This is a genomic window from Sinomicrobium soli, assembly GCF_003285545.1.
Classification (GTDB): Bacteria; Bacteroidota; Bacteroidia; order Flavobacteriales; family Flavobacteriaceae; genus Sinomicrobium.
In genome coordinates, this window is record NZ_QLNV01000008.1 from 1 (window position 1) to 18,684 (window position 18,684).

An 18,684-nucleotide genomic window follows, 5' to 3' on the forward strand; every position below is an offset into this window, starting at 1 on the left:
TTAGACATCGTTCGTTTTGTGGTCAAAATTAGAACACTATACTATACCGGGAAAGATGTACTTAGACGGACGGATACTATGTACGCGCGGTAGATTTCGGTAAGAATGGTTATAAGGTTTTTGACGGAAGTCCAATGGTAGCTCAAGATCCCGGTGTCACAAATGTTTATAACCATGACGAAAGTGGTGTGGAAGCATTGGATCGGGATGGAAACCTTGGGATAGTCTCTGATAACCCGGAAATTGCAGATATCTTCAAAGGTCTCAAATAAAAATCACCACCGCGAAGGTTATTAATATGAGGCAGGTATATGGGTTTTGAGAATTCCCCCAGTACCCAACATGAAAAAAGGCTCCCGATTTCCCGGAAGCCTTGTCATTACCGAGTAGCGAAGACGGGATTTGAACCCGTGACCTCAGGGTTATGAATCCTGCGCTCTAACCACCTGAGCTACCTCGCCATCTTCATCGGGGATAAACTCCGATTAGCGGCTGCAAATATAGAAACAAAATCGGGTATGACAAACACCTTTGGGAAAAAATATTTTATACTATAAATTTAGGTTTTATGGGAGAAATGGTTATATTGTCCAACTCAAAATACGAACAGATATGCAGGACAAAATAAAATACGAACTCGAGTTTCAGATACAGTCTTCTCCCCAGCTTTTATATCAATATATATCGACCCCGTCGGGATTGTCGGAATGGTTTGCCGACAATGTGAATTCAAGGGGAGAAATGTATACGTTTATATGGGACGACAGTGAAGAAAAGGCCAAACTTGTCCGCAAGAAAAGCGGTGAATCCGTAAAGTTCAAATGGGTTGCGGTCGAGGATGACTCGTTTTTCGAATTTAAGATCGTAGTAGACGAGATTACCAAGGACGTATCCCTGATGATCACGGATTTTACCGAAGAAGACGAACTGGACGAGGCCAGGATGCTCTGGGAAAACCAGATCGCGGATCTCAAGCATGTTCTCGGTTCTGCGTAATGATATTTGTGCATTAACCAGTATATTTGCCCTGAATTTAATTCGGGGTTTTTTTATGATCAATTTTAACGGTGAACTACTGCCTGACACCTCCCTTTTCCTGAACCAGCAGAACAGGGCTTGGCGTTATGGCGACGGACTTTTTGAGACGATAAGGGTGGTCAATTCCAAAATATTCTTCTGGGAGGAGCACTACCTGAGGCTGATGGCCTCCATGCGGATACTGCGTATGGAGATCCCCATGAATTTTACGATGGAATACCTGGAAGGCGAAATAGGGCGGACCATTTCGGAGAACAGCCTGAATACCGCAGCGGTTAGGGTTCGCCTCGGGGTATACAGGAAACCGGGAGGGCTCTATCTTCCGCAGTCGAGAGGAGTGGAATACGTGATAGAGACGGCACCTTTAAAAAATCCTTTTTATACCCTGGAAGAGAAAGGGGAAACCGTTGAACTTTTTAAGGATCACTGGGTGAGTTCGGGATTGCTTTCCACGCTCAAGAGCAACAACCGGATTATCAATGTGCTGGCTTCCGTTTACGCCGATGAAAACGGGTATGACAACTGTTTGCTGCTCAACGAAAAGAAAAATGTGGTGGAGGCTATTAACGGGAATATCTTCCTGGTAAAAGGAAACACGATCAAAACACCGCCGTTGAGCGATGGTTGTATTAATGGTGTCCTGAGGAAACAGCTGATCGGGATCATATCAAAAATGGAAGATTACACCCTGGAAGAAGCTTCGGTATCGCCTTTCGAACTGCAGAAATCCGATGAGCTCTTTACCACGAATGTCATCAGGGGTATCTGTCCGGTATCGGCTTATAGGAAGAAACGGTTTGCCACCGGTGTGAGCCGTAACCTTCTGGCAAAACTCAACCTTCACGTCCGCCTCGGAGGAGACAACCGGTAAATGCCCTTGGAGTCATTGGGTTAATGTGTTATTCAGGCAACTCAATAACCTAATAACTCAATAACTTAGTAACTTTTAATTCAGATTGGGGTTTTCAGGCGCATTGGACCAGAGGAGGTAATCTCCTCCGAATTCGATCATTTTCTCTTTCCAGAAGGAAGAGGCCGCTTTCCTGATGACGTTGGTTTTATAGGTGTTCTCGGCAACTATCCACGAATTGGACTGCAACTCTTTCTCGAGTTGCATGATTTCCCATCCTGCATAGCCCAGGAAGAACTTGATATCGCCACTCTTGATGTCCCCGTTGTTTATCAGCCCCGTGATCACTTCGAAATCGCCGCCCCAGTATATGCCGTGCGATATTTCGATACTGTTGGATATAAGCTCCGGGACCCTGTGAATGAAATACAGGTTATCCTGCTCTACGGGGCCCCCGTTATATACCTTGAGAGGCCGGTCTATACCGGGAACAATGTCATTGAGGCGAAAGGCGAGGGGTTTGTTGAGAATAAACCCTATGGAACCCTGTTCGTTGTGTTCGGCCAGCAGTACTACAGATCTGTTAAACGACACATCACCTATAATGGAGGGTTCGGCTATCAGCAGATGTCCTTTCTTGGGTTTTAAGGCAATCATAGGCACTTCTTTCCCCTAAATCTAAAGAAAAAATCAATAAAAACAAATTTTCCGACAGGGAAAGTGGGAGTAAATGATAAAAAAAACACCCGCATGGCAGGTGTTCCGAACATGTATTTTAAAGGGACTGACTAATTTACGGCCTTACTCAATTCTGCCCCTGCTTTAAATTTAACCACTTTTTTGGCTGCGATTTTAATGGTTTTTCCGGTTTGGGGATTACGTCCTTCACGGGCTGCTCTTTTGGAAACAGACCATGAACCGAATCCTACCAGGGATATTTTGTCTCCTTTTTTCAACGTTTTTTCAACGCTTCCCAGGAAAGATTCCAGAGCCTTCTTTGCTGCAGCCTTGGTGATACCGGCATCAGCAGCCATGGCATCGATTAATTCCGTTTTGTTCATAATATTAAGAATTTAAAAATTAATTGTTGGTTAAACATCGTTTAAAAGGTTACACAAATTTATACGGATTTCGTTATAACGCAAGTAAAACCGGGGTAAATCCCCCTTTTTGTTAATAACTTCGAAAAATTGTTGATAACGTGTAAGTTTTTTCTGCGGTAAATAAGCTTGTACAACCGCATGAGTTTAGTTTACAGTACATTCCGTGCTGAAAGTATAGCCGTTGAGCAGGTCTGAAACCGCCATTTTCCGCTTTCCCGGAAGCTGTACTTCCCGCAGGTGAATATACCCCCCCTTTACAGGGATCTTAAGGCTGTTCCTGGAACTGATAAGCTTTTTTTCCGGTTCATTATGGGAGGTAACCTCCATCACCGCATCCAGTATCTTCACTGGGATCTCTTCCCCGCGATCATCAAATACGGTCCACGCCCCCGGATAGGGACTCAAACCGCGTATATGATTGTATATTTCCCCGATGGGGCGATCCCAGTCTATCCTGCAGGTCTCCTTGTGGATCTTTTCGGCCTTCTTTAATACTTCGGGTTCGCGCTGTTTCTGCGGACGTACCCTGTTTTCAGCAATGGCCTGTACGGTATTGAGTACCAACCGGGCCCCTATGGTCATGAGTTTGTCGTGCAGGGCTCCTGCATTATCATCAGGAGCGATATCGGTCTTGTCGTACATGATGATCTCGCCGGTATCGATCTTGTCATCTATAAAAAAGGTGGTGACCCCGGTCACTGTTTCCCCGTTCATGATGGCGCGGTTGATGGGGGCTGCCCCGCGGTAATCGGGCAGCAGTGATGCATGAAGGTTAAAGGTGCCGAATTCGGGCATCTGCCAGACTTCCCGGGGCAACATCCTGAAGGCGACCACTACCTGCAGGTTGGCATTCAGGGCACTCAATTCGTCCAGGAAGCCGGGATCCTTGAGGTTCGAAGGCTGAAGGACCCTGAGGTGCTGTGAGACGGCATATTTCTTGACCGCCGGCTGTTGCAGTTTTCGCCCTCTCCCCGCGGGTTTGTCGGGGGCGGTAACCACGCCGGCAATACGATAATTGTTCTCTACAAGTATTTTCAGGCTCTCCACCGCAAAATCGGGGGTTCCCATAAAAACAATATTGAGGTTTCGCATACGTCTTGTTTTTTATCGGTTTCAATCAGGTTTTACCTGGTATTGGTTTTTGTCGTTAATACTTATTCTGCCTTCTTCGAGCAATCCCTTCAGTACCCGGAGGATATATTGTTCCCTGAAGGTAAGTGTTTCGGTCAGATCCCTGGAGCTCAGGGGCGCTGTTTTCAGCATCTTGAGAATTTCTTCCGCGATGATATTCCATATTCCGGCCGGAATACGGTCGTTCTTATGGCTTACGCATACCGAGCATATACCGCAATCCGGAGTATCTGTCTCCCCGAAGTAAGACAGTATCTGCCGGCTTTTACAGGTCTTGTTGTCACTGATATACCGTATTACGGAAGCTATTTCTTCCTGCTTCTGGCGGTTCTGCTTTTTGATCTCCCTGGCGATCATATTGATGGTTATATCGTCTTCCCTCGGTACGAGAAAGGTGATCCTCGCATCGGTGTTTTCGGCCTGGTAGGCGATTATCCCGTCTTTTTCCAGCTGTTCCAGGACAGTCAGTATTTCCTTCTCCGGGGTGTTCAGTTTTTTTGCGATCAGTTGCGGTACGATACGGGTCTCGCCTTCAAATACGCCACCATAGGTTCGCAGGATGGCCTGGGTGGCCCGAGCCGCTCCGGGATTCTTCTCCAGGTAGTGAAAAAGCCTTCCCGAAGATACCGTAAACCGGAGGGTTGTTTTTCTGCCAAACTGCTCCGAAAGCGAGATCACGGAATTCCTGTCGAGCAGTTTCAGGCTGTTGTACGTACGTGGCGGGCTCAACCGGTAGGTTGTGCAGAAACTGTTGAAATTAAAGGAAAATTCGGTGTTTTCCCCTTCTCCGTAGGGGATCTGGAAATAATTGTTCAGCTTGTGGTATATCAGCTTTACAAATGCAGTGTCCGGCAGCTGTTCCAGGAACTGCTTTTTCAGTACTGACTCATCCCCGCGATGTTTCAGTATTACGGCAAATGCCTTTTCGCCGTTTCTTCCCGCCCTTCCTGCTTCCTGGTAATAGCTCTCCATGTTTTCCGGAAGGTTCATATGGATTACGGTCCTGACATCCGGTTTGTCTATCCCCATGCCGAAAGCATTGGTCGCTACCATGACCTGTATGTTCCCGCCCAGCCAGAGGCGCAGTTTTTCCTCCTTATCGGCAGCGGGGATGCCCCCGTGAAAAAAACCGGCCGTAATGCCGTTGGCTTTCAGGTGTTCCGATATTTCAACGGTGGCCTTCCTGTTTCGTACGTATACAATGGAAGACTCCGGGTTTTTGTGCAATATCCGGAGAAGACGGTATAACTTGTCTTCTTCCTCAAATACCATATAAGCTATATTGGGCCTGGCAAAAGATTTCCTGAATACCGCTGCATCCTGAATATGAAGATTTTCCAGGATATCGTCGACAACCTTTCCGGTTGCGGAAGCCGTAAGCGCCACCAGAGGTACATCGGGAAACATTTCTTTAAGAATGCCGCAATTGCGGTAGGCGGGCCGGAAATCGTTTCCCCATTGCGATATACAGTGTGCCTCATCGATGGCTATCAGGCTTACCGGCATCTGTTTCAGGCGTTCTATAACCAGTTCCTGCTGTAATCTTTCGGGGGAGAGGTACAGGAATTTGTAATTTCCGTATATACAGTTGTCCAGGGTAGTGTCTACTTCCCCGTATGGCATTCCGCCGGTCAGTGCGGCGGCTTTTATGCCCCTGCTTTTCAGGTTTTCTACCTGGTCGCGTATCAGGGCTATGAGCGGAGATATTACGATACAGATGCCTTTTCCGGCCAGGGCCGGAACCTGGAAACAGACCGATTTTCCCCCGCCGGTGGGCAGTAATACGAGGGCATCCCGGCCGTCTGCAAGGGCATTGATGACCTGTCGCTGGGGGTGCCGGAAAGATTCGTGCCCCCAATACTTCTGTAATATGTGCAGTGGTTCTGTCGTGGTGCTCAGGGATTAATTATACATTGTTATAGATGTTGTTACGGCACTTCGGGACCTGTATATACGCCACCCGGACCAATAGCGTACTTACATCATGCCCGGACTGTGGTTGCCGCAGGTGTGCAGGATAAAATCCGCCCGGTCCTTAACCGTACCTGTCGGTACTTCCACAGGGTGATGCCCGTATGCAATATAGGCAGATTTTATGAAATTGTGAATAGCCCTGGCCTGCCCGAAATCTTCATAACGCTCGTTATCCGATACGTAAATGGCTTCCCAGGGAGGGAACAGGAATACCGTGTCGTACCTGCATTGCCTGCAGGTTTCGGCAAAGGACGGAGGGTAATCGGCTTCGGCATAGTGCATATAGGCGATGACATCGTGTACTCCCCGGTCGAGAAAGACCTTTTCCGCAGCCTGTTTGCCCGCTTCGTTATATTGTCGCTGGCGGCTCTGGATCAGTTTCTGACTGAACAGTAACGGATCGTTCAGAAAGAGCTGGTCTATGCCCAGTGTTCTCGCTTCCAGGATAACCTGCCTCGAAATTTCGGAAAAACAATTGTATCCCCGATGTTCCAGTTCGTGCATTACCGTGGTTTTTCCTGTTCCGGGGCCCCCGGTAAGAACTATTTTATGTGTCTGTGCCATATTGTTTTCAGAAAATGCAAAATAAACAAAAGCCGGTGTAACATGGAAATTTGTTTTTGACCGATGTGGTCTGGCATATTTACCCGGATAGTGTATCTTTGTTTTATCATACCAATGAAACCCCTGATTGGTATCGCCTCAAACCCGTAAAGAGGATATTCCAAATTATAACAGATTATATATGGCTTCAGAGAAAGAAGAACAGTTTTACAAGAGATTGAAGGAAGAGCTGGAGAACTATACCACCTGGCCGTCCAGGTACCTCTACAAGTTTATCGTACCTTCCGACAAAGAGAAAACCTCCGAAATAGAGCAGATTTTTGACAATACCGGTGCGGTGATCAACACGAGAAAATCGTCCAATGGCAAGTATACTTCCGTTTCGGTAGAAGTGGTTATGGAGAGCGCCGATGCGGTTATTGATAAATACCAGGAGGTCGGAAAGGTGGAAGGAGTGATATCTCTTTAGACATCTGCTCCTTATGTGGTAAAAAATCACTATTTTGCGGGCCGTTATCATTGACTTCCCGATGTTCAGTCTGAAACTTCATTTTAGGATTAATTAAATATCATATACATTTTGACAGACACTTTAGAATACAATACAGAGCGCCAAAGGCTTATTATTCCCGAATATGGGAGGCATATTCAGAAGATGATAGATTATGCGGTAGCCATTGAAGACCGCGATGAGCGCAACAAGGTGGCCAGGGCCATTATAGGAGTAATGGGCAACCTGAACCCCCATTTGAGGGACGTGCCCGACTTTCAGCACAAGCTGTGGGATCAGCTTTTTATCATTTCGGATTTTCAACTCGATGTGGATTCCCCGTTTCCCAGGCCGGAAAGGGAATTGCTGGAACAGAAACCCGATCCGCTGGGATATCCGCAGAACCACCCCAAATACCGGTTTTACGGCAATAATATCAAACGCATGATCGACGTGTGCAATAGCTGGGAAGAGAGCGATCTCAAGGAAGGGCTGAAATTCACCATTGCCAACCACATGAAAAAGAGCTTCCTGAACTGGAACAAGGACACCGTGGAAGATGAAGTGATCTTCGAACATCTTTACGAGCTCAGTGACGGCAAGATCAACCTGGCCAAATGGGATGAAGACCTGTCGGACAGCGACGACCTGATGCGGGGAAAATCCAAATACAGCGGAAAAACCGGTCAGAAAAGCAACCGCAACAACAAAAACAATAATAACAGGAACAAGAAACGTTATTAGAAACAGTTTAATGGTGGTCCCGGTATCATTTCGGCGTATACGATATTGATAACGGACTTCAAAAATCCTGATCTTTAATGGGTATATTTCGTATTGAAGGAGGGCATACGCTTCGGGGGGAGATCACTCCCCAGGGGGCAAAGAACGAGGCCCTGCAGATTTTGTGTGCCGTATTGCTGACCGATGAGCCGGTTGCCATACACAATATTCCTGATATCCTGGATGTGAACAAGCTTATCGGCCTGTTGCAGAGCCTGGGGGTCAAAACCGAAAAACTTGGAAAGGGAGCCTATCGCTTTACTGCAGACCATGTAAACATGGACTATCTGCAATCGGAACAGTTTAAGGAAGACGGCAGGGGGCTACGCGGTTCGATCATGATCGTAGGGCCGTTGCTGGCCAGGTTCGGAAAAGGGTATATCCCTAAACCCGGGGGAGACAAGATAGGCCGGAGAAGGCTGGATACCCACTTTGAAGGACTGATCAGGCTGGGAGCCCGTTTCAGGTATAACCGGGAAGAATACTTCTATGGCGTGGAAGCCGATCGCCTGCAGGGAACATATATGCTGCTGGATGAAGCATCGGTAACCGGTACTGCCAATATCGTGATGGCCGCCGTACTGGCAGAAGGAACCACAACCATTTACAATGCCGCCTGCGAGCCCTACCTGCAGCAGTTGTGTAGCATGCTGAACCGGATGGGGGCGAAGATCAGCGGTGTGGGGTCCAACCTGCTGATTATTGAGGGTGTAGAGAGACTGTCCGGAACCACCCATACCATGCTGCCCGACATGATAGAGATCGGGAGCTGGATAGGCCTGGCTGCCATGACACAGAGCGAACTGACCATAAAAAATGTGGGCTGGGGCAGCCTCGGCCAGATCCCGGGGGTGTTCGGGAAACTGGGAATTACCCTGGAGAAAAGGGACGATGATATTTATATTCCGGCCCATACCGATGGTTACGAGATACAGAGCTATATAGACGGTTCCATCCTGACGGTCTCCGATGCACCCTGGCCGGGGTTTACGCCGGACCTGCTGAGTATCGTACTCGTCATGGCCACCCAGGCAAGGGGAAGTGTGCTCATTCACCAGAAAATGTTTGAAAGCCGCCTTTTCTTTGTCGACAAACTGATCGACATGGGGGCCAAGATCATTTTGTGCGATCCGCACCGGGCTACGGTGATAGGCCATGACTTTAAGTCCAGGCTGAAAGCGACCACCATGAGCTCGCCCGATATCAGGGCAGGGGTAGCGCTGCTTATAGCCGCCCTTTCGGCAAAAGGAACCTCAACCATACACAATATCGAACAGATAGACCGGGGTTACGAGCACATAGACCGCCGCTTACAGGCCATAGGGGCGCATATAGAGCGGGTTTCTTAGTTTAGTTCTTAGTTGTTAGTTCGTAGTTTGAAAGTTTGGAAATGACAAAACGGTAGAAAATTGTCATCCAGAGAACTAACATTTGAGCAACCGCATCAATGGAGATGACGTTTTTGTCATCATATATCAAATGTGATAAACCTACACATAACTCCTCCCTTCAGACGAAGGGAGGTGGCTCATCTTCGATGAGACGGAGGGTTCTGAAAGCCCGGATCATAAGGATAATCCCAAACCTTTGGGGATATACGCCAAAGTTCGGGCCTGTCAAAACTCCCCGGCCAGCGTAGCTGCCCACCCCTCCCAGCCTGTCCGGCAGGCAGGTTCATCTGAAGAGGGGAGTCTTTGAGACGGAGTAACTTACGATAGATACGTCATGGGTAACGTAGTGAAGAATATCTGCCCCGGCCCAAAGGAACTTCAACAGCATAACGGCTCAAAAGAGATTTCTCCCCGACTAACTTGTCCCGAGCATAGGGGAAGGTGAATGACAAGCCACTACAAACATAGGATGACAATCTGCAACTACCCCTCCCGTCTACTTTTTAGCAGCCTGTACCAGTTCGAGCTGGTCCAGGTTTACATTGGTGGTAAAAATGCCGTAATTGACCACGGCCTTTTTCTTTTCAATGCTGTCGATAGTGCCTACTGCCTTTCCCTCGGGCATGCGGACGCGATCGCCTACCTTGAGTACCGGTTTCGGGATGTTTTTTTCCTTCAGGATATTTTCCTTCTTCTCCTTCTTTTTCTTTTCCCTGATCACCTCTACCTTTTTTTCCACCTCCCTGACCAGCTTTTCCTGCTGTAGTTTCTCTTTCTTTTTTGCCTTTGGAGGGCTGGGATTGCGTTTGCTGTTTTCGGTTTCCACGATCCGCAGGAATTCCGAGATCAGGGGCCTTTTTTTCTTGTCGTTAAAATATTTTTCGGCAATATCGTTGACCTTGTTCCCGAGGTATATCATGCGCTGGTTGTGATCGAACAGCTGCTGGTAGCTTTCGAGTTTGTGCTGTATCCTCTGGTTGAGCCCCTCCAGGCGGCTGGCCTCTTCCCGGGCACGTACTTCCTCGTCTTTCAGCTGCCGGGAGGTTTTTTCCATTTTGTTCCTTTCTTTCTGCAGCTTGGCTATGGTAGCGTCAAAACGCACTTTTCCCCTTTCTATCTTTTTCTTGGCCCTGTTGATCAGGCTGTAGGGGATGCCGTTTTTCTGTGCGACCTCAAAAGTAAAGGAACTCCCGGCTTCCCCGATGATAAGGCGATACACCGGTTCCAGGCTTTTGCTGTCGAAGAGCATATTGGCATTAGACGCATACGGCAGTTCGTTGGCCAGCATTTTCAGGTTGGCATAATGCGTGGTGATAATGCCGAAAGCTTCCCGGTGATAGAATTCTTCGAGGAAAGTTTCTGCCAGCGCCCCCCCGAGTTCCGGGTCACTTCCCGTCCCGAACTCATCGATCAGGAAAAGGGTCTGCGCATTGCATTTTCGCAGAAAATAGTTCATGTTTTTCAGGCGGTAACTATAGGTGCTCAGGTGGTTTTCTATAGACTGGTTATCCCCTATATCGGTCAGGATACGGTCGAACAGGCACATGGTGCTTCTCGGGTGTACCGGTACCAGCATACCGCTCTGTAGCATGACCTGTAACAGCCCCACGGTTTTCAGGGTGATGCTCTTCCCCCCGGCATTCGGCCCGGAGATCACAATAATGCGGTTTTCCCGGTGCAGGGCAATGGTTTGCGGATGGGTTTTTTCTCCTTTCTGCGCATTCGTGAGAAAGAGCAACGGATGATAGGCATCGATAAGGCGAATTTCCTTCTCTTCCGTAATTTCCGGCAATACCGCATGCATGTCGCCGGCGTATTTTGCCTTGGCGGCGATAATATCCATATCCGAGAGAAATTCCCGGTATGCCGTCAGCAGCGGGGCATAGGGCCTTAAAAAATCGGTCAGCTCCCGCAGTATTTTCTTTATTTCTTCTTTTTCGTCGTATTCCAGGTTGCCCAGTTCCCGGGAATATTTCAGCGTGGTTTCGGGTTCGATATATACGATACTCCCGGTCTTGGAATTTCCCATAATGGCACCCTTGACCCTTTTGCGGTACATGGCTTTTACGGCCAGTACCCGCCTGTTTTCCACCACTGTTTCCCGGATGTCGTCGAGATAGCCCGAGGCATTACAGTTTTGCAGGGCACTTAGAAAGCTCTGGTTGATCTTTCCCCTTACCTCGTTGATGGCCCTGCGGATATTGGTCAGTGCCGGGGAAGCGTCGTCCCTGATCTCTCCGAAACGGTCTATAACGGCATCTGTCTTTTCGATAATATCCCGGGTGAGATAAATGTTTTCTGCCTTTTTGTGAAGTGTAGGGTAGTATTCCCTGAATTTCCTGAAAAAGAGGATATGGGTGTTAACAGTTTGGGAGATACCTGCTATTTTCCTGAAACTTCCCGTTTCTATGACGGTGTTCTCGATGTCGAGCAGTTTTATTTCCTGGTCGATGGAGTCGAAATAATGCCCGGGGATACTGTTGTCGTTTTCAAAGGAAGCGACGTATTCAAAAGTCTGTTGCAGGGCATCCAGCAAAAGTTCCTTTTTGGCAAACGGGAGTATGTCGGGTGCTTTTGCTTTTCCCGCGGAGGTGGTACACCGCTCTTCGATATGGGATAATACCGTAGAGAATTCGAGGTCCTGCAAGGTTTTGCCGTGGATCTTATGCATGGTGTCTGTAGTCATTGTTCGGGTTTAGTGAATTGCAAAGATAATCAGGATACGGAAAGTATGGATATGCCCGGCAAAATAGCTGTCCGGTGGACCGTGGTTTTACAGGTTTCAGATTTGTGGCCGATGGGTCCGGGTTGCCGTTTACGAGGTAAAATAAATGGATGCCGCCTCCGTAAGTTTCATATAAATCCGTATTTTTACAGGCGAAATACGATGGGAAACATGAGTCAAAAAGTTCTGCTTTCTTCCAGGGAAATTCACATTATACTGCATCGACTGGCTTGTCAGCTTATTGAAAACCATCTCGATTTTAAGAACACCGTGCTTATCGGTATCCAGCCCAGGGGAAAATACCTGGCCGACAGGCTGGCGCGCCTGCTCCGGGACGAATACGGAGTGAGGGACATACAGCTGGGATACCTGGACATTACCTTCTACAGGGATGATTTTCGAAGGGGGGAAAAGCCCCTGGAGGCCAATAAGACCCAGATCGATTTTCTGGTGGAGAACAGCAAGGTGGTCTTTATAGACGATGTGCTGTATACCGGCAGAAGCATAAGGGCCGCGCTGACGGCCATACAGTCGTTCGGAAGACCGGCGGAAATAGAATTGCTTACGCTTATCGACAGGCGGTTCAGCAGGCATTTGCCCATTCAGCCGGACTACCGGGGCAGGCAGGTGGATGCGATTAACCGGGAGAAGGTAAAGGTGATGTGGGAAGAGAATGAAGGCGAAGATGTCATATACCTGGTCGATAATTAGGCGGTGACGTGACAGGAAGGGCAAAGACCGGGCATCATGCCGGGAACATCTTGTACGGCTCCGTACCCGAAATTACAAAATACAACTCTAAAATATGAGCGAATTAAGTGTCAATCACTTATTGGGGATCAAGTATATCAAGGAGGCGGATATTCAGCTTATTTTCGAAACAGCCGATCATTTTAAAGAGGTGATCAACAGGCCCATTAAAAAAGTCCCCTCGCTGAGGGACATCACGATAGCCAACCTGTTCTTCGAAAACAGTACACGTACCCGTCTGTCTTTTGAGCTGGCGGAAAAGAGGCTTTCTGCCGATGTGATCAATTTCTCGGCGGCCCAGTCTTCCGTAAAAAAGGGAGAGACGCTTATCGATACGGTCAACAACATCCTCTCTATGAAGGTGGATATGGTGGTCATGCGGCATCCCAATCCGGGGGCCGGGGTATTTCTGTCTCAAAATATTCAGGCCAGTATCGTCAATGCCGGGGACGGAGCTCATGAGCATCCTACCCAGGCCCTGCTCGATTCCTATTCCATCAGGGAGCGGCTGGGGGACGTCGCCGGGAAGAATGTGGTTATTGTAGGCGATATACTGCACTCCCGCGTAGCCCTGTCCAATATCTTTGCACTTAAGTTGCAGGGAGCCAATGTCAAGGTGTGCGGACCGCTTACCCTGATCCCCAAATATATCGGGACCCTCGGGATAGAGGTCGAACCCGACCTGCGCAAGGCCTTGCAATGGTGCGATGTGGCGAATATGCTCAGGGTTCAGAACGAACGTATGGACATCAGCTATTTTCCTTCAACCAGGGAATATACCCAGCAGTTCGGGGTAGACCGGGCCCTGCTGGATTCCCTCGACAAGGAGATAGTGATCATGCACCCCGGCCCCATAAACAGGGGGGTCGAGATAACAAGTGATGTGGCCGATTCCAAACAGGCCATTATACTGAACCAGGTAGAGAACGGGGTAGCCATACGCATGGCCGTTATTTACCTGCTGGCTTCAAAGATTAAAAATTAGCCTATGATTTTTGACAAACAGAACAATAATACGACGATCGTAACCCACGAAAAGGGAGGAGTGAACGATTTTTGCCTGCGGCTGGAAGAGGTTTACGACAAGCTGGCAAGCGACCACCTGGTGGTCAACCTGTTTTCTCTCGACCGCCTGGAGGCAGCAGATCTCGGAGCACTGACCGGGATTTCGGCAAGACACCGCGGCAACAACAAGTCCTTTGTAATTGTCACCAATAAGATAAGTCCCGACGAAGTCCCGGGCGAACTGGTAGTGGTACCTACCTTACAGGAAGCCCGTGACATTATAGAAATGGACGAAATAGAACGCGACCTGGGGTTATAGGAATCCCTGTTGCGGAACGGCCGCGAACCGAAGAAAAGCCCAAAAAAAGGGCAGGAGCCGGCGAGTAGCCTGATACCGGGTTGTTTCCGGGAAGGAAATGTCCTGGTCATCTTTTAATATATTTTCGAATGAAACTTACTATTCTGGGATGTTATTCTGCGACGCCGAGGGCTTTTACCAACCCGACCTCGCAGGTATTGGAAATAAAAAACCACCTGTTCCTGATCGATTGCGGAGAAGGAACCCAGGTACAGCTCAGAAAACACAGTGTGAAGTTTGCCCGGATCAGGAAGATCTTTATTTCACACCTGCACGGGGACCATTTCTACGGGTTGCCCGGGCTTATATCCACCTTTGTACTGCTGGGAAGAGAAGCAGCCCTGGACATATACGGCCCGAAGGGGATTAAGGAGGCCATAACCCTGATGCTGAAACTGGGGAATTCGTGGACCAATTTTCCGCTGATCTTTCACGAATTGTCCTCAGCGGATTCCGAATGTATTTTTGAAGATGAAAAAGTGGAAGTACACACGGTTCCGCTCCGGCATAGGGTGTACACCAACGGTTTTGTGTTCCGGGAAAAACCTGGGGAGCGGAAACTCAACATCGATGCGGTGCAGGAGTACGGGATAGACCGGTGCTATTACCGGAATATCAAGAACGGAAAAGACGTACGGCTCGATAGCGGCGAGGTGGTGGCCAATGCCCTGCTGACCTTCGATCCCGCAGCCCCGAAAAGTTATGCCTTTTGCAGCGATACCATGTACAAGCCCGATATCGTACCGCTTATCGAAGATGTGGATGTGCTGTACCACGAATCGACCTTTCTCGAGGATCACAGCGACCTGGCCGTGACAACACGGCATTCTACGGCCCGGCAGGCTGCAGAGATCGCCAGGATGGCCGGGGTGGGAAAACTTATCCTGGGGCATTATTCGATACGGTACCCCGGCCTGGAAGGATTCCGCCAGGAGGCCGCGGCCGTTTTCGAAAACGTGGAACTCGCCGACGACGGAAAGGTGTTCACATTCTGAAAAACTGAAAAATCACCAGTTGCAGGCTCTCAGGTTCAAATGGAATTCTGAGTTAAGAAATCTCCCCGTCTCCACATCCCCGAATTTCAAATCTTTCCGATAAATTACCCCCTCAAAAACCGGGTATTACGGGCTAAACGGTATCTTTGTATAAAATCTTTCCTAAACAGAGATACCATGCAAAAGGATTTGAGTCATTACCGGAAATCATACGAAAAACGGGAGCTTTCCGAAGACAGTACCCCGGCCGGTCCCATGGAGTTGTTCCGGACCTGGTTTTACGAGGTGGAGAAAGCCGGGGGAGTGGAGGAAGCCAACGCGATGACAGTATCGACCATCGGGCCTGACGGTTACCCTAAAAGCCGGGTTGTGCTGCTGAAGCGGTTTACACATGAAGGTTTTGTGTTTTACACCAATTACCACAGCGAAAAGGGAAAGGCCATTGCAGCCAACCCGAAGGTCTGCCTGTCTTTTTTCTGGCCCAATACGGAACGCCAGGTTATCGTGAAGGGCACTGCCGGGAAACTGGCGGAGAATCTGTCTGACGGATATTTCGAATCGCGCCCGGAAGGAAGTAAGCTCGGGGCCCTGGCCTCGCCCCAGAGCCAGGTGGTAGCAAGCCGGGAGGTATTGGAGAAAGCTCTTAAAGACCTTGAAGCGGAATACAAGGGGAAGGAAATTCCCCGTCCGGAGCACTGGGGCGGGTACCTGGTCTCCCCGGTGTCGGTAGAGTTCTGGCAGGGGCGCCCCAACCGGCTGCACGACAGGATAAGATATACACTCGAAAACGGGGTCGACTGGAAAAAGGAACGCCTTGCGCCTTGATATTTTACAAATAAAAGTGTATACTTATATCGGCTAAGCCGTAAACCACAGGTCTTATGAAACAACTTACCATCGTCAGACATGCCAAATCGTCCTGGGAGCACGAAGTACAGGATAAGGACCGCCCGCTCAAGGACAGGGGGATAAACGACGCCCTTTTAGTGTCATCGCATGTACGCGACCGGATGGAAATGCCGGATATGGTATTTTCCAGTCCCGCAAACAGGGCGTTGCACACCTGTACCATTTTTATGAGGACACTGGGTATTCCGTGGGACAAACTCCGGTTGTCTGACGAGCTTTACGACTTTTCCGGGGCCTCGGTAGGCAGGTTTGTCAAGGCGGTGGACGACAACTACGACAAGATCATGATCTTCGGGCACAATCACGCCCTGACCACGGTTTCCAATAATTTCGGAGACCTCTTTACCGATAATGTTCCCACCAGCGGGCTGGTACGGATCACTTTCGGGGTAGAGCGATGGTCGGATATCCGGGATGGTAAAACAGACCTGATGGTCTTTCCAAAGCATTTGCGTTAATATGAACAAAACAGAGATCAGGAATCAATATATAAACAGGGAACTGAGCTGGTTACAGTTTAATGCCCGGGTATTACAGGAAGCGGTGGACGAAAGTGTTCCGCTGATCGAGAGGCTCCGTTTCCTGGGGATATTTTCCAATAACCTCGATGAGTTTTTCAAGGTCCGTTACGCTACCGTAAAACGCATAGCCCTTGCCGGAAGAAAGGGGAAGAGTGCCCTGGGAGGGGAAGTGGCAAAAGACCTGCTCGACGATATTACCCGTATCGTGATCCGTCAGCAGGCCGAAAGCCAGGAAATACTGCGGTATATCGAGTCGCAGCTCAAGAAGGAGAATATTTTGATTATTGATGAAACGGAGGTTTCCGAATCCCAGAAAGCGTTTATTACCGATTATTTTGTGCAAAAGGTAAGTCCTGCACTGGTTACCATTATCCTCAATGAGCTGGCCGAGTTTCCCCTGCTGAAGGACAGCGCGGCCTACCTGGCGGTTAAAATGGTGATGAAGAGGGAAGGAGCGGAACATGGTATACGAAGGATACTTGCTCCCGGAACCGGGGAAACCCGTTATGCACTTATCGAGATCCCCAGGGATGCCAACAGGTTTGTAGTGCTGCCCAAGGAAGGGGACAAGCAGTATATCATCATGCTGGACGATCTGGTGAGGTACTGCCTGCCGCTGATTTTCAATATTTTCAGTTACGAGTCCCTTTCGGCACACATGATCAAGATAACGCGGGATGCCGAACTGGATATAGACAATGACCTGAGCAAGAGTTTTATCGACAAGATATCGAGCAGTGTCAAGGGAAGGGAGATCGGGGAGCCTGTCCGTTTTGTGTACGACGAAAAGATCGGTAAGGATACCCTGGGATTTTTAAAGGAAAAAATGCGCATTACCAATACGGATAGTGTCATTCCGGGCGGGCGTTACCACAATCGCCGGGATTATATGGATTTTCCCAGCCTGGGCAGGGAAGACCTGCTCTACAGGAAATCGCCGCCACTGCCGGTAAACGAGTTGAGTCTGCAGGGAAGCCTGCTCGATAAAATAGCCCAAAAGGATTACCTGCAGTTCGCGCCGTACCACACCTTTGCCTATGTGATACGTTTTCTGCGTGAAGCCGCCCTCGATCCCCGGGTAAAGAGTATCAAGATCACGGTTTACCGGCTGGCCAGGCACTCCCAGGTAACCAGCAGCCTTATCAATGCAGTGAAGAACGGCAAACAGGTTACGGTACAGATCGAGTTACAGGCACGTTTTGACGAAGAGGCGAATATAGAATATGCCGAACAGCTTCAGAGCGAGGGCGTAAAACTGATCTTCGGGGTACCGGGGCTTAAGGTGCACAGTAAGATATGTGTTATTGAGCGTGAAGAAAAAGACAAGGTCCGCCGCTACGGTTTTATCAGTACCGGGAACTTTAACGAATCGACTGCAAAAGTATATACCGATTACACCCTTTTTACGTCTAACCAGGCCATCCTGAAAGAGGTGAATATGGTATTCGACTTTTTCGATACCACCTACAAAATACGAAAATACAAGCACCTGGTGGTCTCTCCGCATTATACCGGGAAGACTTTTTCCAAACTGATAGACCGGGAAATAGCCAATAAGAAGGCGGGGAAGGATGCGTATATCAAGCTGAAGATGAACAGTATCACCAATTATAAGATGGTAGACAAGCTGTACGAGGCGAGCAGGGCGGGAGTGAAAATACAGATGATTGTCCGCGGAGCCTGTTGCCTTATTCCCGGAGTGCCGGGTATGAGCGAGAATATCGAGGTGATAAGCATCGTGGACAAATTCCTGGAACACCCCCGGTTGTTTATATTCGGGAACGGGGGAGACCCGATGGTATATATCTCGTCGGCCGACTGGATGACGCGGAATATCGATTTCAGGGTGGAAGTGAGTTGCCCGGTATACGATGAGGATATCAGGAAGGAGCTGATCGAAACCTTTGAGATCGGGTGGAGCGATAATGTAAAGGCCAGGGTAATATCTGTTGCGCAGGACAATGCCTACAGGAAGAAGGGACATCCCGAAGTACGGTCCCAGGTAGCGACCTATGAATATTATTTACACAAGCTGAAATAGGAATTATTACGAGTATTATATAACAACAGGCACGGGTCTGGCAGTCCGGATCCGCG

General features: G+C 48.8%; 18 protein-coding genes and 1 tRNA gene. 12 read left to right on the forward strand and 7 right to left on the reverse strand.

Annotated features, from left to right (window positions below; translation table 11 throughout):
- Nucleotides 1-387: 387 nt before the first annotated feature.
- A tRNA-Met gene (locus tag DN748_RS11570) sits at nucleotides 388-461 on the reverse strand.
- 151 nt (nucleotides 462-612) lie between these two features.
- Between DN748_RS11570 and DN748_RS11575 the strand changes: the two genes are divergently transcribed.
- Both DN748_RS11575 and DN748_RS11580 read left to right on the forward strand, forming a co-directional pair.
- Entirely contained in the window at nucleotides 613-996 is a 384-nt protein-coding gene (locus DN748_RS11575) for an START-like domain-containing protein (RefSeq protein ID WP_112371997.1), read from the forward strand.
- Nucleotides 997-1,051: 55 nt separating this feature from the next.
- Complete coding sequence (locus tag DN748_RS11580; protein WP_112372188.1) at nucleotides 1,052-1,909, forward strand: aminotransferase class IV; 858 nt, start codon at nucleotides 1,052-1,054, stop codon at nucleotides 1,907-1,909.
- A 75-nt stretch (nucleotides 1,910-1,984) separates the two neighbouring features.
- Here the strand turns inward: DN748_RS11580 and DN748_RS11585 are convergent, their stop codons facing one another.
- The 5 genes from DN748_RS11585 to DN748_RS11605 all read right to left on the reverse strand — a co-directional run bounded on the left by DN748_RS11585 (nucleotide 1,985) and on the right by DN748_RS11605 (nucleotide 6,660).
- A complete protein-coding gene (locus tag DN748_RS11585) occupies nucleotides 1,985-2,545 on the reverse strand; it encodes a YqgE/AlgH family protein (RefSeq protein ID WP_112371998.1) in 561 nt (186 codons plus the stop codon).
- 131 nt (nucleotides 2,546-2,676) lie between these two features.
- Complete coding sequence (locus DN748_RS11590; protein WP_112371999.1) at nucleotides 2,677-2,949, reverse strand: HU family DNA-binding protein; 273 nt, start codon at nucleotides 2,947-2,949, stop codon at nucleotides 2,677-2,679.
- 186 nt (nucleotides 2,950-3,135) lie between these two features.
- Entirely contained in the window at nucleotides 3,136-4,083 is a 948-nt protein-coding gene (gene fmt / locus DN748_RS11595; RefSeq protein ID WP_112372000.1) for a methionyl-tRNA formyltransferase, read from the reverse strand.
- Nucleotides 4,084-4,104: 21 nt separating this feature from the next.
- Complete coding sequence (locus DN748_RS11600) at nucleotides 4,105-6,021, reverse strand: RecQ family ATP-dependent DNA helicase (protein ID WP_112372001.1); 1,917 nt, start codon at nucleotides 6,019-6,021, stop codon at nucleotides 4,105-4,107.
- A gap of 78 nt (nucleotides 6,022-6,099) precedes the next feature.
- Nucleotides 6,100-6,660: an AAA family ATPase gene (locus DN748_RS11605; RefSeq protein WP_112372002.1), complete on the reverse strand. Its 561-nt coding sequence runs from the start codon at nucleotides 6,658-6,660 to the stop codon at nucleotides 6,100-6,102.
- Between the two features lie 181 nt (nucleotides 6,661-6,841).
- Here DN748_RS11605 and DN748_RS11610 point away from each other — a divergent pair, with 181 nt between their 5' ends.
- The 3 genes from DN748_RS11610 (at nucleotide 6,842) to murA (ending at nucleotide 9,282) form a co-directional block, all read left to right on the forward strand.
- Nucleotides 6,842-7,129 carry a DUF493 family protein gene (locus DN748_RS11610; protein WP_112372003.1) on the forward strand — a complete coding sequence of 96 codons (288 nt, stop codon included), beginning with the start codon at nucleotides 6,842-6,844 and terminating at the stop codon, nucleotides 7,127-7,129.
- A 111-nt stretch (nucleotides 7,130-7,240) separates the two neighbouring features.
- On the forward strand, nucleotides 7,241-7,894 hold the full coding sequence (locus DN748_RS11615; RefSeq protein ID WP_112372004.1) for a DUF4290 domain-containing protein: 654 nt from the start codon (nucleotides 7,241-7,243) through the stop codon (nucleotides 7,892-7,894).
- Between the two features lie 77 nt (nucleotides 7,895-7,971).
- A complete protein-coding gene (gene murA / locus DN748_RS11620) occupies nucleotides 7,972-9,282 on the forward strand; it encodes a UDP-N-acetylglucosamine 1-carboxyvinyltransferase (protein WP_112372005.1) in 1,311 nt (436 codons plus the stop codon).
- Between the two features lie 538 nt (nucleotides 9,283-9,820).
- On the opposite strand, the gene DN748_RS11625 is transcribed toward murA, so the two are convergent.
- On the reverse strand, nucleotides 9,821-11,995 hold the full coding sequence (locus DN748_RS11625) for an endonuclease MutS2 (RefSeq protein ID WP_112372189.1): 2,175 nt from the start codon (nucleotides 11,993-11,995) through the stop codon (nucleotides 9,821-9,823).
- A 225-nt stretch (nucleotides 11,996-12,220) separates the two neighbouring features.
- Here DN748_RS11625 and pyrR point away from each other — a divergent pair, with 225 nt between their 5' ends.
- The 7 genes from pyrR to ppk1 all read left to right on the forward strand — a co-directional run bounded on the left by pyrR (nucleotide 12,221) and on the right by ppk1 (nucleotide 18,628).
- The gene (gene pyrR / locus DN748_RS11630) at nucleotides 12,221-12,760 is read left to right on the forward strand and encodes a bifunctional pyr operon transcriptional regulator/uracil phosphoribosyltransferase PyrR (RefSeq protein WP_112372190.1); all 540 of its coding nucleotides are present in this window, start codon (nucleotides 12,221-12,223) and stop codon (nucleotides 12,758-12,760) included.
- A 94-nt stretch (nucleotides 12,761-12,854) separates the two neighbouring features.
- Complete coding sequence (locus DN748_RS11635) at nucleotides 12,855-13,784, forward strand: aspartate carbamoyltransferase catalytic subunit (protein ID WP_112372006.1); 930 nt, start codon at nucleotides 12,855-12,857, stop codon at nucleotides 13,782-13,784.
- Nucleotides 13,785-13,787: 3 nt separating this feature from the next.
- The gene (locus DN748_RS11640) at nucleotides 13,788-14,123 is read left to right on the forward strand and encodes a ribonuclease Z (protein ID WP_112372007.1); all 336 of its coding nucleotides are present in this window, start codon (nucleotides 13,788-13,790) and stop codon (nucleotides 14,121-14,123) included.
- Nucleotides 14,124-14,251: 128 nt separating this feature from the next.
- On the forward strand, nucleotides 14,252-15,157 hold the full coding sequence (locus DN748_RS11645) for a ribonuclease Z (RefSeq protein ID WP_112372008.1): 906 nt from the start codon (nucleotides 14,252-14,254) through the stop codon (nucleotides 15,155-15,157).
- Between the two features lie 177 nt (nucleotides 15,158-15,334).
- The gene (pdxH, locus tag DN748_RS11650; protein ID WP_112372009.1) at nucleotides 15,335-15,982 is read left to right on the forward strand and encodes a pyridoxamine 5'-phosphate oxidase; all 648 of its coding nucleotides are present in this window, start codon (nucleotides 15,335-15,337) and stop codon (nucleotides 15,980-15,982) included.
- Between the two features lie 56 nt (nucleotides 15,983-16,038).
- Entirely contained in the window at nucleotides 16,039-16,524 is a 486-nt protein-coding gene (locus DN748_RS11655; RefSeq protein ID WP_112372010.1) for a SixA phosphatase family protein, read from the forward strand.
- Nucleotide 16,525: 1 nt separating this feature from the next.
- Nucleotides 16,526-18,628 (forward strand): polyphosphate kinase 1, encoded by a 2,103-nt coding sequence (gene ppk1, locus DN748_RS11660; protein ID WP_112372011.1) that lies wholly within the window; start codon nucleotides 16,526-16,528, stop codon nucleotides 18,626-18,628.
- Nucleotides 18,629-18,684 lie beyond the last annotated feature (56 nt).